The sequence below is a fragment of the Streptomyces sp. NPDC005728 genome, from assembly GCF_040630895.1.
Taxonomy (GTDB): domain Bacteria; phylum Actinomycetota; class Actinomycetes; order Streptomycetales; family Streptomycetaceae; genus Streptomyces.
In genome coordinates this window covers 1-13,065 of record NZ_JBEXYL010000158.1, presented here as the reverse complement: position 1 = coordinate 13,065, position 13,065 = coordinate 1, and the positions used below count along the sequence as shown (strand labels likewise).

At 70.5% G+C, this 13,065-nt stretch carries 6 protein-coding genes; 2 read left to right on the top strand and 4 right to left on the bottom strand.

The window, feature by feature from the left end; genetic code table 11:
* The coding region (locus ABZ471_RS44890; protein WP_359074934.1) for an enoyl-CoA hydratase/isomerase family protein at positions 1 to 925 on the bottom strand (925 nt) is incomplete at its 3' end.
* A 91-nt stretch (positions 926 to 1,016) separates the two neighbouring features.
* Here ABZ471_RS44890 and ABZ471_RS44885 point away from each other — a divergent pair.
* Positions 1,017 to 1,382, top strand: coding sequence for a MerR family transcriptional regulator (locus tag ABZ471_RS44885; protein WP_359074933.1), 366 nt, complete (start codon positions 1,017 to 1,019; stop codon positions 1,380 to 1,382).
* Between the two features lie 88 nt (positions 1,383 to 1,470).
* Here ABZ471_RS44885 and ABZ471_RS44880 read toward each other — a convergent pair whose 3' ends face one another.
* From ABZ471_RS44880 to msrA, 3 genes are all read right to left on the bottom strand, one after another.
* Complete coding sequence (locus ABZ471_RS44880) at positions 1,471 to 7,947, bottom strand: type I polyketide synthase (protein ID WP_359074932.1); 6,477 nt, start codon at positions 7,945 to 7,947, stop codon at positions 1,471 to 1,473.
* Positions 7,944 to 9,671, bottom strand: a complete 1,728-nt coding sequence (locus ABZ471_RS44875) for a fatty acyl-AMP ligase (RefSeq protein ID WP_359074931.1) — start codon at positions 9,669 to 9,671, stop codon at positions 7,944 to 7,946. Before ABZ471_RS44875 ends, ABZ471_RS44880 begins: the two co-directional genes overlap by 4 nt.
* Before the next feature lie 282 nt (positions 9,672 to 9,953).
* A complete protein-coding gene (gene msrA, locus ABZ471_RS44870) occupies positions 9,954 to 10,475 on the bottom strand; it encodes a peptide-methionine (S)-S-oxide reductase MsrA (protein WP_359074930.1) in 522 nt (173 codons plus the stop codon).
* 443 nt (positions 10,476 to 10,918) lie between these two features.
* On the opposite strand from msrA, the gene ABZ471_RS44865 reads away from it, so the two are divergent.
* Positions 10,919 to 12,976, top strand: a complete 2,058-nt coding sequence (locus ABZ471_RS44865; protein WP_359074935.1) for a discoidin domain-containing protein — start codon at positions 10,919 to 10,921, stop codon at positions 12,974 to 12,976.
* Positions 12,977 to 13,065: the final 89 nt, after the last annotated feature.

The following is a 13,065-nucleotide window of genomic DNA, read 5'->3' as shown; positions in this document are numbered from 1 at the left end:
GGACGTTCAGGTAGATGGCGTCGGCGCCGGTGCGCGGCTTCCACAGTCCGTCCCAGGTGACGTCGGAACGGTTCGAGTCGCGCCACTCCAGGTCGAGTTCGCCCTCGCGGGTCTGGGCACCGGCTGCCACGGCAGCTCGCATGCGCTCGACCACGGCATCCGGCGCGGGATAGACCCCGCCCAGGGCCTTGCTCTCCTCGCCGAGCCCCTCCAGGAAGCTCCCACTGGTCACCGCGGCCCCGACCGACGCCTTCGCCGCGGTGATCTGTTCCGGGCGCAGCACCGCGATGCGCCGGGCGAGGGTGTCGACAAAGCCATCGAGTTCCTCGGCCGGGAGGGCGCGGTTGATCCAGCCGTACCGCTCGGCCGTCTCGGCGTCGAAGAGGTTTCCGCCGAGGATCACCTCCAGAGCCCGGGCGCGGCCCACCAACGGGGGCAGCAACTGGGTGCCGCCACCGCCGGGAATGATGCCCATCCGGGTCTCGGGCTGGGCGAACCAGGTCCGCCCCCGGGCGGCGAAGCGCATGTCGAGTGCCATCGCCAGCTCGTTGCCACCGCCCCGAAGACGCCCGGCGAGCTTGGCGATCGTCACCTGCGGTAGCGCGCGCAGGCGCAGCATCAGCTTCTGCATGGGGTTGATCAGAGACTCGTCGCCGCCGGTCATGGCGTCCGGGTTGGCCAGCTCCGCGAAGGTCTCCGGCCTGAGCATGAAGCCCAGGTCGACGTGGGCGACGAAGAAGTCCGGGTCGGCGCTCTGCAGCACGATCACGCGCACCCGATCGTCCTCGCGGACGGCTCCGACGAAGTCGTGCAGTTCGTTGATGAGCGTCGTGTCGAGCATGTTGACCGGCGGGTTGTCCAACGTCACATGAGCCACGCCCGCGTCGATCGCCACCCGCAGTCGCGTGTAACCGTCGTACGGCATCTCGTCCTTCTCTCGATGGAATCTCTGGCCACAGGCCCGTACATCGGTCACGCTAAAAGCTGACGTTGACGTCAGAGGCAAGGGGAATGTGATGCGCATCGGGGAACTCGCCGCCAAAACAGGTGTGAGCGTGCGAGCGCTGCGTTACTACGAGGAACAGCACCTGCTCGCCTCCGAACGCAGCCTCAGCGGGCAGCGGCACTACGCGGACAGCGCGGTCGACCGCGTCCTGCTGATCCAGCAGTTGTACGCGGCAGGACTGCCGAGCAGGTCGATCGTGGAACTGTTGCCGTGCGTCGTCACCGGCGAGGTGACGCCGGAACTGCTCGAACGGCTGTCGGTGGAGCGGGACCGTATCGACACCCGGATCGGCACTCTGGTGGACACCCGGGACAGGCTGGACACCCTCATCACCGCGGCCACCACCACCTTTCGGACGGGTCGCGCCTGTCCCTGACGTGTGCGCGGGCACGGGGTCGCGAAAGGACGCCCTGCGGGGCCGGCTCGAGGACGCCGTATTCGCTGACATCGCCCTCAGCGAACCTTCACCCGGCCGCCCTCTGGGTCGCGTCCGCCAGGAGGGTGCCGAGTTGCCGGGCGATCGAGTGGACGTGGGGTGGGTCGAGCAGTGACATGTGGTGTCCGGGCACGGTGATGACGTCGAGGTTCGAGCACACCGCGTCCCAGCCGCGGGCCGGGTCCCGCCGGTCGAACCGGTCGTCGCGCAGACCGCCTGGCGTGGGGTCGGCTGCGCTGAGGAAGGTCACCGGACCGTCGTAGGGGCGCGGTGTGTAGCGCTCCAGTGCTCGGGCGTCCAGCAGGGACGTCCGCTGATGGCGCAGAATCGCGTCGCTGACCGCGCTGTTGACCAGCCCCGCGTCCCGCATCGCGGCGACGACCAGGTGTACCTGCGCCTCGTCGTCCAGGCCCGCCAGCCGCTCGTAGGGCAGTGTGATCCTGCGTGCGTAGGTCGCCTCGAGGAACTCCACGAACGCCTGGAACCGTTTCTCGGTGAGTTCCGCCTCGGACAGTCCGGTGGGGTGAGGCAGCGGGACGATCGAGTCGATCAGTGCCAGCACCTCGACCTGCTCGTCGGCCCGTAGCAGTTGGTGCGCCGTTTCGAACGCGAGGGAGCCGCCGAACGACCAGCCCGCCAGCCGGTACGGGCCGTGCGGCTGCAGTGCGCGCAGCTCGGGCAGGTAGTGCCGAACCCGGTCCTCCACCGCGTGCACGCCTTCGATCCGGTCGAACCCGTACACCGGGAGCGCCGGATCCAGCAGCTGCGTCAGGTGCGCGTAGACGGCCGAGTCTCCGCCGCCGGGGTGGAAGAGGAAGAGCGGCGTGTGCGTGCCCTCGCCTCGTAGCACCCTTGGCCCTGGCCCGCCATGGTCGTTCCGGCGTACGCACACCGCCATCCGCTCGATGGTCGGATGCGCGAAGAGTTCGGTGACCGTCAGCTTGCGGCCACTGCGTTCGTTCAGCAGCGCGGTGACCCGCTCGGCCTGGCTCCGGTCGCCGCCGGCGTCGTAGAAGTCCTTTGTGACGTCGGCCTCCGTGCTGCCGTCCCGTCGGAGCACATCGCGCCAGACGCCGGCGACGAGCCACTCCGCCGCGTCGCGCGGCCCGATCATCGGGGTGACCGGGGCGCTGCTGTCGTGCAGGCCCAGTTCGTTGAACAGCCACCGCTCGGTCTCGACCACACTCGCACCACGCAGGAGCAGGGACAGCGGGAGCGTCAGGTCGAAGTCGTGCTGGACGGCGTGCCGGATGCGTACCGCCAGCAGCGAGTCGACGCCCAGCATCGACAGCGGTGAGGCGACGTCCAGCGTGTCGGGCGCGTCAGGCGCATGGCCCAGTACGGACGCGATCCGTGATCGCAGTTGTGAGGAGACGGCCGCCTTCGCCGCTTCGGGGGCGAGTTTCCGCAGCCGGGAGACGCCGGCCCAGTCGTCCGAGGAGTCGGCGTAGGGACGTAGCAGCGGTTCGAAGTAGGGCACCCGCATCAGCTGGGGGAACGAGGTGACCAGCGGGGCTGTGTTCAGGCGCAACGCGCCGACCTGGCCCAGGTCCTGGCCCAGTACCGTCGCCAGCACCTCCGCGCCCTCCGCCGGGTGGATCGGGTGCAGCCACGGAAGGTCCACCCCGGCCACGGCTCCGATCTCGGCCCACGCGCCCCAGGCGATCGCCGTACCGGGCAGACCCTGTGCTCGCCGCATCGCGACCAGCGCGTCGAGGTAGGCGTTGCCGGTTGCGTAGGCGGGCTGGCCGGGCATGCCGTGCAGTGCGGCGACGGAGGAGAAGCCGACCCACCAGTCGAGTTCGAGCTCGCGCGTCGCCTCGTGCAGCCGCCATGCGCCGTACGCCTTGGGGAGCCACGACCGGTGCAGGGTCTCGGGGTCGAGGCCGGCCGTGGGGTGATCGTCGAACACCGCGGCCGCGTGGATGACACCGCACACGTTCCCCGCGGCGGCCACGAGCCGTTCGGCCACGCCGGGTTCGGCGATGTCGCCCAGGATCACCTCGACTTCTGTGCCGCGAGCTCTGATCCTGTCGATCGCGTCGGCCACGGCCGGCTTGGCCGGAGACCGTCCGTTGAGAATGATCCTGCCGGCGCCCTGGCGGGCGAGCCAGTCGGCGAAGAAGGTACCGAGCCCGCCGAGGCCACCGGTGACGACGTATCCGCCGTCGCGGCGCACGATCACGGAGCCGGCGGAACCATCTGGGCCGGCTGAACCGGCCGGGGGCACTTCGGGCAGCCGGTCCAACCGGGCCGCGTACCGCACACCCGACCGCCACGCCACCTCGTCGTCGGTGCCCGCCGCCAACTCCCCCTGCAGAACGGCGACCGATGCGTCGATGGTCCCCAGCGGATCCAGATCCACGATGCCCAGGCGTAGCTCGGGACGTTCGCACGCCAGCACGCGCACGAGGCCGCGCAGGGACGCGAACGCCGGGTTACCGGGCTCGTCCGGGACGACGGCGAACGCGCCCGTGGTCACCAGCAACAGCCGCGGTGGCCGGCTCGCATCGGCCAACTCGCGGACCGCGTCGGCCACGGCGAGTACGGCCCTCTCGGCGTCGGCGAGGGCACCCTGGGGTGGCAGGACGAACAGCACGGCACCGGCGTCCGGCGTCGTGCCGTAGCCGCCCTGCCGTGCGCCGAGCGCGGTGGCGAGTGAAGTCGGCTGTTCGCTCACCACGAGGATCTGCTCCTCGGCCGTGCGTTGCGCCGGGAGCACCGGCTCGGCGGCCGTGCGCTGCGCCGCGAGCGAAGTCGGCTGCCACATGGCGTGAAGGAGCCTGCCGGTCAACGGAGCGGCGATCTCCGCATACTCGACTGTGCGTACGACCACGTCCTTGATGTCCAGGAGGACGTGGCCCTGTCCGTCGACCAGGTGCAACTCCCCCAGCCAGCAGCCGCCGTGGCTGTCGTCCCGAGCGAGCCGGGCGTGCACCCGTTCGCCGCGGGTGAGGTCGCCGTGGCGACGGACGGTGCCGTACTCGACGGGCATCCGCAGGGCCCGGGCATCCGGGTCGTGCAGCGCCGCCGCGAAGAGCTGCAGGCAGGACTCGACCAGGACGGGGTGGAGGCGTGGGCCGGCCTGCCCGGCTGCGCCCTCGGGCACGGCGAGTCCGGCGGTCGCCCGCCGCTGCCGGTCTCCGGCGTGCCTGCTGACCAGCGGATTCCGCAAGCCTGTGAACGCCTGCCCGTAACTCAGGCCGAGCAGGCGCAGCTGCCGGTGGAGCTCGGTGGTCGAGACGGGCAGGAACTCGCTCCCGTCCGTCGTCGGAGCGTACGACTCGGCGCTCTCAGGGCTCTCAGGGCTCTCAGGGCCGACGATGCTCGCTTCCGCGCTTGCGTGCAGCAGCCACGTGCCGTCCGTCGCCCTGGTGTGCACCCGGATCGTGCCGTCCGCGAGCGTCGTGGTGACGATGGTGTGCGTGTCGAGGGCGAGTGGCCGGTGCAACGTGACCGATCGCAGTGCGATGTGTTCGGCTGGGGCGCCCAATGCCGTGCTCGCCGCGGCGGCCGCCATGTCCAGGTACACCGAGCCCGGCAGGACGGGGCGGCCGTCCAGGCGGTGGTCGGCGAGCCAGGGATACGCGGCTGTGCCGAGGTCCGCCCGCCACACGTGCCTGCCGTCGTCGGGCAGTTCGGTGTGGACGCCGAGGAGCGGGTGGTCACCGGGGAGCGTCGTCACCGCCGGGGCGGAGAGCCAGTGCCGGGTGTGCCGCCAGGGGGTCGTGGGGACATCGACGACCCTGCCGTCACGTGGCGGTTCGGCCTGGGCGGCGAGTTCGATGGTGGCGAGCTGACGGTGGAAGTGACCGACCTCGTCGGGGCAGTTGCGCAGGCTCGACAGCACCAGTGCGCCGGATCGGTCGGCAAGGTTGTCGGACAGGGCGTGCCGCAGCACGGGATGCGGCGACAGCTCGACGAACGTGCGGAAGCCGTCCTCGGCGGCGGTGGCCACCGCCGCCGCGAACCGTACGGGCCTGCGCAGGTTCTGGGCCCAGTAGTCGGGGTCGAAGGCGGGCCGGCCGTCGACAACCGTGCTGTACACGGGAATCAGGGCAGGGTTCGTGGTGATTGCGGACAGGCCGTCGACCAGCGTGGGAGTGACCGTGTCGACGATGGGCGAGTGCGCGGCGACGTCGAGCTTGACCAAGTGGGCGAGCCTGCCGGCGGCCTCCGCTTCGGACACGATGCGGCGGACCGGCGCGGCGCTGCCCGCGATGACCGTCTGCCCGGGTGAGGACAGAACGGCGATGCTCACGCCGGGCTCGTTCGCCACGAGCCGGGCCGCCTCCTGGGCGTCGGCTTCCAGCAGTGCCATGGCGCCGTCGCCGGCGAGCGAGGCCAGCAGCTTCGAGCGCAGGGCGACCACCCGGGCTCCGTCGGCTTCGGTGAGCGCCCCGGCGACGACCGCCGCCGCGACCTCGCCGAAGGAGTGGCCGATGAGCGCGGCCGGGTGAACGCCGTAGTGCCGCCACAGCTCCGCCAGCGCCACCTGGAGGCCGAAGACCATCGGCTGGACGTGGTCCATCGTGGTCGCTTCGACGCCGGCAAGCAGGTCGTCCCGCAGCGAGAACCCGGCTTCGGCTCGGACGACCGGGTCCAGCCGGTCGATCGCCGCGGCGAACACCGGTTCCTCCGCGAGCAGTTGCCGGGCCATGCCCGCCCATTGCGACCCGTGCCCGGAGAACACGAACACCGGTCCCGGCACGGCGGTGGGGACAACCTCGGGTGCCGGCCTTCTGAGGCCCGCGACGAGTTCCTCCCGGGTCCTCGCCACGACCGCGGCCCTGTACCTCCCGTCGAGTCGGCGGGCCAGCGTGTAGTCGAGGTCCGCCGGCTCGACCTGGGTGTCCTCGACCCATTCGGCCAGCGCCTTCGCCTTCTCCCGCAGTCTCCCCTCGGTGGCCGCACCCAGCAGAAACCTGCGCGGGGCGTCCCGCGGTCGGCTGTCCTGCTCGATCCCCGCGCTGTTTTCCTGTTCCAGGACCACGTGGGCGTTGGTGCCGCCGAAGCCGAAGCCGGAGACGCCGGCGAGCGCCGACCGATCGGCGGTGGGCCAGGGGCGGACCGAGTCCGCGACCGACAGGCCGAGATCATCGAACGGGATGTGCGGGTGGGGAGCCGAGCCGTGGATGCTCGGCGGGATCCGTCCGTGGTGCAGCGCGAGCACCGTCTTGATGAGCCCCACGACGCCGGCGGCGGCCTCCAGGTGTCCGAGGTTGCTCTTGACGGAGCCGATCAGCAGCGGTTGTCGACGTCCGGCGCCGCCCAGCACCGTGCCGAGCGCGCGAGCCTCGATCGGGTCGCCGAGCAGGGTGCCGGTGCCGTGTGCCTCGACGTAGTCCACCGCGGACGGGTCGACGCCGGCCTGTCGGCAGGCCGTACGCAGGAGCGCCTGCTGTGCTTCACCGTTGGGCGCGGTCAACCCGTTGGAGCGGCCGTCGGAGTTGGTCGCCGTACCGCGGATGCGTGCCAGTACGCGGTCGCCCGCCGCCTGTGCGTCCGACAGTCGCTTCAGGACGACGACGCCCGCACCCTCGGCGCGTACGATCCCGTCGGCGTCGCCCGAGAACGGCTTGCAGCGGCCGTCCGCCGAGCTGACGCCCATCTCGTCGAAGCTTGCTGTCACTCCTGGTCCGAGCAGCAGGTTCGCGCCGCCCACGAGGGCGAGACCGCACTCCCCCGACTGAAGGCTCCGCACCGCCAGGTGAACCGCGACCAGCGACGACGAGCACGCCGTGTCCACGGCGAGGCTGGGGCCGCGAAGGTCGAGCACGTAGGAGAGGCGGTTCGCGGCGATGGAGAGTGCCGCACCGGTCGCCGCCCAGGGATCCGGGGCGGCGAGGTCGCCGATCGACCGCGCGCCGTACTCGGTGCCGCTGATGCCGACGAACACGCCGGTCTCGGTGCCGCTCAGCGACCGTGGTGCGATCCCGGCGTGCTCCAGCGCCTCCCAGGCGACCTCCAGCAGCATGCGCTGCTGCGGATCCATCCGGGCGGCCTCGCCCGGCGCGATGCCGAAGAACTCCGCGTCGAACCCCGTGACGTCGTCCAGGAACCCGCCCCACCGCGTCACGCGCTCGGGCACCGCGCCGTACTCGGCCCAGCGGGCGGCCGGAACCTCCGCCACCGCGTCCCGGCCCTCCGTGAGCAGGCGCCAGAACTGGTCGGGCCCGTGCACGCCCCCGGGCAGCCGGCAGCCGAGGCCGACCACGGCGATCGCGTCCTGGGACCCGTCGGAGGAGACAGGGGTCTCGGCCCGGCCGTCGGATGCGGTGAGCGCGTCGGCGAGTCGGTCGATGGTCGGATGGTCCCACAGCAGTGTCGCCGGCAGACTCCGCCCGAGCAGTTCCTCCAACTCCCCGGAAAGCTCTACGGCATCACGCGAGGTCAGTCCGTACTCCTGCAGCGGCCGGCTCGGGTCGATCTCGTGCTCGTCCAGGTAACAGGCCTCGGCGATCCGCTCGACGAGCCGGCGCCGGATGCGGTCGGCATCGGTCACGTCTGCCCCCAGTGGCGCTGCTTGGTCGCGGACCGGGCGACCTTTCCGCTCGATGTGCGCGACACCGCGCCGCTCCGGAGCAGTTTGAGGCCACGCAGCCTGACGTCGTGCGTCGCGGAGACCGCTCGCCGCACGGCCCGGGCGATCTCGGCCTCGTCCGCGTCGTCCCCGCGCCGGTACTCGGCCACCACGGCGGCGCCCTCCACGCCGGACTCGTCGTGCACGGCGAACGCGGCCACGCCGTCGCGCCGGATCGCCGGGTGGGCCTCGGACACGGTGGCCTCGATGTCCTGCGGGTAGTGGTTCCTGCCGTCGATGATGATGAGGTCCTTGATCCGGCCGGTGATGTAGAGCAGCCCGTCGTGGATCAGGCCGAGGTCGCCGGTGCGCAGCCATCGGCCGGGGGCGTCGCCGCGTCGCCCGCCGAAGGTCTCCTCGGTCCGCTCGGGCTGCTGCCAGTAGCCGGCCGCCACGTTGGGGCCGTCGACCCAGATTTCGCCGACGCCGCCCTCGGGGACAGCGACGAGTCGATCCGGGTGAACGATGTGGACGCTCTGGCTGACCGGCCGTCCGGCCGCCACGAGTGCGACCGCTCCCGGCGACTGAGGCCCGACGGGTACGCCACGGTGGTCGGCCAGCGCGGCCCGGTCGAACGCGGTCACCACGGGCCCTTCTTCACCGGTCGCCGTGACGAAGACGGTCGCCTCGGCCAGGCCGTAGGACGGGCGCAGCACGTTGGAGGCGAGACCGTACGGGCCGAACGTCCGCCGGAAGTCGGCGATGGTGGCCGCCCGCACCGGTTCGCTGCCGGTGATGAGCACGCGTACACCGGACAGGTCCAGCCCGGCACGGTCGGCGTCTGGGGTCTTGCGGCTCACGTACTCGAAGGCGAAGTCCGGAGCGGACGACATGACGTCTCTCTTCCCCGACATCGCCCGCAGCCAGCGCACCGGGCGCTTCACGAAGTCGAACGGAGTCATGAACAGCGACCGGCTCCCGGCGAACACGGGTGCGGCCAACTGCTGGATCAGTCCCATGTCGTGGAAGAACGGGAGCCACCCGACGACGGTCCACCCGGCGTCCGCCCGGTAGGCGGTCGCGGCCTGCCACGAGTTGGCGACCACGGCGCGATGCGTGATCACCGCGCCGGCGGGGTCTCGCGTGGATCCTGAGGTGTACTGCAGGTAGGCGGGTTCGTCGAGGCCGATCTCGGGGGCGGCGAAGTCGCCTGGCGAAGGGGAGAGTTCGTCCACGGCGACGATGTGCTTCGGCATGGGGACCGAGTTGTCGTCCGCGAGTGCGCGCACCTTCTCCATCGAGGACCGTGACGTCAGCCACACCTCGGGCGCGCAGTCGGACAGGACGTGGACCAACCGCCCGCTGTGCCGGCTCGCTTCCGGCGCGAACAACGGCACTGCGACGGTTCCCGCGTGCAGGGCGCCGAGGAAAGCGGTTACGTAGGTCGGATCCTGCGGTGCGAGGATCGCCACCCGCCGGCCACGCCCGGTGAGCCTGTTCAGCTCGGCGGCGACCGCTCGGACCTGCTGCGCCAGCTGCGCCCATGACATCGTGCGCTCGATGCCGTCACGGTCGGTCGCGCAGTCGAGAAAGGTGAACGCGGGGGCGTCCGAGCCGGCTCTGTCGAACAGATAGCCGGTCAGCGGCCGCAGATCGCTCGGCACCGCAGACTCGGAGACATGACTGTCCGCCCATGGCATCTGCATTTTCCCTACAATCAACTAGCGGGAATCCGTTGGTGTAGGTATCGATCTTGGCATCTGATGTCCGGCCGCGGGGCTCTTGCGAACATGTCCGCCACGAATTCGGCCGGCCCCTGAAACTCCGGGCATTTCCTCGTGGTGACGTCAGGGTCCGGAACGGAAAAGCGAAAGCGCCACGGAAGAGGTCCGTTCAAGCCTCCGGCGCAGATTCCCCTCCACGCTCGGAGCCTCGTGGAGGGGAATCTGAGGGATCACGGGCGGCAGACGCCCGGCGCGGCCGGCGGTTCAGCTCGTCGGGGACGAGGCCCGTCGCGGCAGCTTCCAGTTCGGTCGCGGGAAGTGGCAGGTGTAGCCGTTCGGATAGCGCTCCAGGTAGTCCTGGTGCTCGGGCTCCGCCTCCCAGAAGTCGCCCACGGGCTCGACCTCCGTGACCACCTTCCCCGGCCACAGCCCGCTCGCCTCGACGTCCGCGATGGTGTCCACGGCGACGCGGTGCTGTTCTCCGTCGGTGTAGTAGATGGCGGACCGGTAGCTGCGCCCGATGTCGTTGCCCTGGCGGTCCTTCGTGGTCGGGTCGTGGACCTGGAAGAAGAACTCCAGGATGTCGCGGTAGCTCGTGGCCGCGGGATCGAAGAGGATCTCGATGGCCTCGGCGTGGTCGCCGTGATGGCGATACGTGGCGTTCGGCGTGTCACCGCCGCTGTACCCGACGCGGGTGGACACCACGCCCGGCTGCTTGCGGATCAGGTCCTGCATGCCCCAGAAACAACCGCCCGCCAGTACGGCTCGTTCGGTTCCCACTGTCATCAGTTGCTCCCTCACGCTCGAGCCGCTGTCCGGCACGGTCGTTGACGTACGGTTCTCACGTTCATCCAGCTTATTACTACCTCCGAGTAACCATCGAGCGGGTGGGACCCCACGGAGCGGGCGCCGGTCCGGCGTCGCGCGCCGAGACCACGGCCGGCATCTGATCCCGGTCGGACGCGGGCCGCCGTCAGGGAGCGTGCCGGCCGGCCCACGACACGGCCGGTGGCGCAATGCGCGCGGACAGTGATCCGGGGACGGCACCCGGGAACGGTCGCGGCCACCAGTCAGGGCGTGAGTCTTGACTCGGCAGGCGGCACTGGCGATCCTCGTGGGCGACAGTTTGCATAGGACATGACAAATCGGTATGCGTAAGTGTCTTCGGGCCCGGACGACCTCGTCCGTCGACCGCGCATCCCGCCGACCGAGGGACGTGGGCCGTGGCCTTGACCAGACGCCGGTACCGCAGACACAAAAACGTCACCATCGTGTCGCTGCTCCTCCTCGTACTGGCCGTCGTCCTCGGACCCACCCCGAGTTCGGCGGCCGGAAACGACTGGTGGGTCCCGACCGCACGCCCCACGCCGGACTCCCAGATCAATGTCACCGGCGAGCCGTTCACCGGCACGAACGCCAAGGGCGAGGTACGCGGGTTCGTCGACGCCCACGACCACCTGTTCTCCAACGAGGCCTTCGGCGGACGCCTCATCTGCGGCAAGACGTTCTCCGAGGCCGGGATCGCCGACGCGCTCAAGGACTGTCCCGAGCACTACCCCGACGGCTCGCTCGCCATCTTCGACTTCATCACCAAGGGCGGTGACGGCAAGCACGACCCGGTGGGCTGGCCCACGTTCAAGGACTGGCCCGCACACGACTCGCTGACCCACCAGCAGAACTACTACGCCTGGGTGGAACGTGCCTGGCGCGGCGGCCAGCGGGTGCTCGTCAACGACCTCGTCACCAACGGCGTGATCTGCTCGGTGTACTTCTTCAAGGACCGCAGCTGCGACGAGATGACGTCCATCCGGCTGCAGGCGAAGCTGGCGTACGACCTGCAGGCGTACGTCGACAAGATGTACGGCGGCACCGGCAGGGGATGGTTCCGGATCGTCACCGACAGCGCCCAGGCCCGTGAGGTCATCGCGCAGGGCAAGCTGGCGGTGATCCTGGGAGTGGAGACCTCCGAGCCGTTCGGCTGCAAGCAGGTCCTGGACATCCCGCAGTGCGACAGGAAGGACATCGACGCCGGCCTGGACGAGCTGTACGCGCTGGGCGTCCGCAGCATGTTCCTGTGCCACAAGTTCGACAACGCGCTGTGCGGAGTCCGCTTCGACTCGGGCAGCCTCGGAACGGCCATCAACGTAGGACAGTTCCTGTCGACCGGCACCTTCTGGAAGACGGAGAATTGCACGGGCCCGCAGCACGACAACCCCATCGGCTCGGCCGCCGCGCCCGGGGCCGAGGCGAAACTCCCGGCGGGCGTGAGTGTCCCCTCGTACGACTCGGACGCGCAGTGCAACACCCGCGGCCTCACCGACCTCGGTGAGTACGCCGTGCGCGGCATGATGAAACGCAAGATGATGCTGGAGATCGACCACATGAGCGTCAAGGCCGTCGGCCGCGCGCTCGACATCTTCGAGGCCGACTCGTACCCCGGCGTGATCTCCTCGCACAGCTGGATGGACCTGAACTGGACCGAGCGGGTCTACGGCCTCGGCGGCTTCATCGCCCAGTACATGCACGGCTCCGAGGGATTCGTGGCCGAGGCGAACCGCACGAAGGCGCTGCGGGACAAGTACGGCGTCGGCTACGGCTACGGCACGGACATGAACGGAGTCGGCGGCTGGCCGGGCCCCCGGGGCGCTGACGCGCCCCACAAGGTCACATACCCCTTCCGCAGCGTCGACGGCGGCTCCGTCATCGACCGGCAGACCACCGGGGAGCGCACCTGGGACCTGAACACCGACGGAGCCGCGCACTACGGACTCGTTCCGGACTGGATCGAGGACATCCGGCTCGCCGGCGGCCAGGAAGTGGTGAACGATCTCTTCCGCGGTGCCGAGTCCTACCTCGACACCTGGGGAGCGACCGAGCAGCACCAGGCGGGCGTCAACCTCGCCACCGGCGCCTCGGCCACGGCCAGTTCGGCCGAGTGGAACCCGTTCACCAGCTATGCGCCCGGCCGCGCCGTCGACGGCACCCGGGACACCCGGTGGGCCAGCGACTGGAGCGACGACCAGTGGCTGCGGGTCGATCTGGGCTCGGTCCACCTGGTCGGGCGGGTCACCCTGGACTGGGAGCGAGCGTACGGGAAGTCGTACCGGATCGAGCTCTCGCCGGACGGCGTGAACTGGCGGACCGTCTGGTCGACCACCACCGGCGACGGCGGCCTCGACACGGCACGCTTCACCGGCGTTCCTGCCCGCTACGTCCGCGTTGTCGGCACGGAGCGTGGGACCAAGTGGGGGTACTCGCTGCACGAGGTCGGCATTCACAGTGGCTGACGACGGGTCTGCCGGCCCGGCGGTGCCGCCAGCGCGCGGTCCTCGTCGTCGGCCTCCGGGGAGTCGGCGAGGGCGAGGACGGGGGCGTA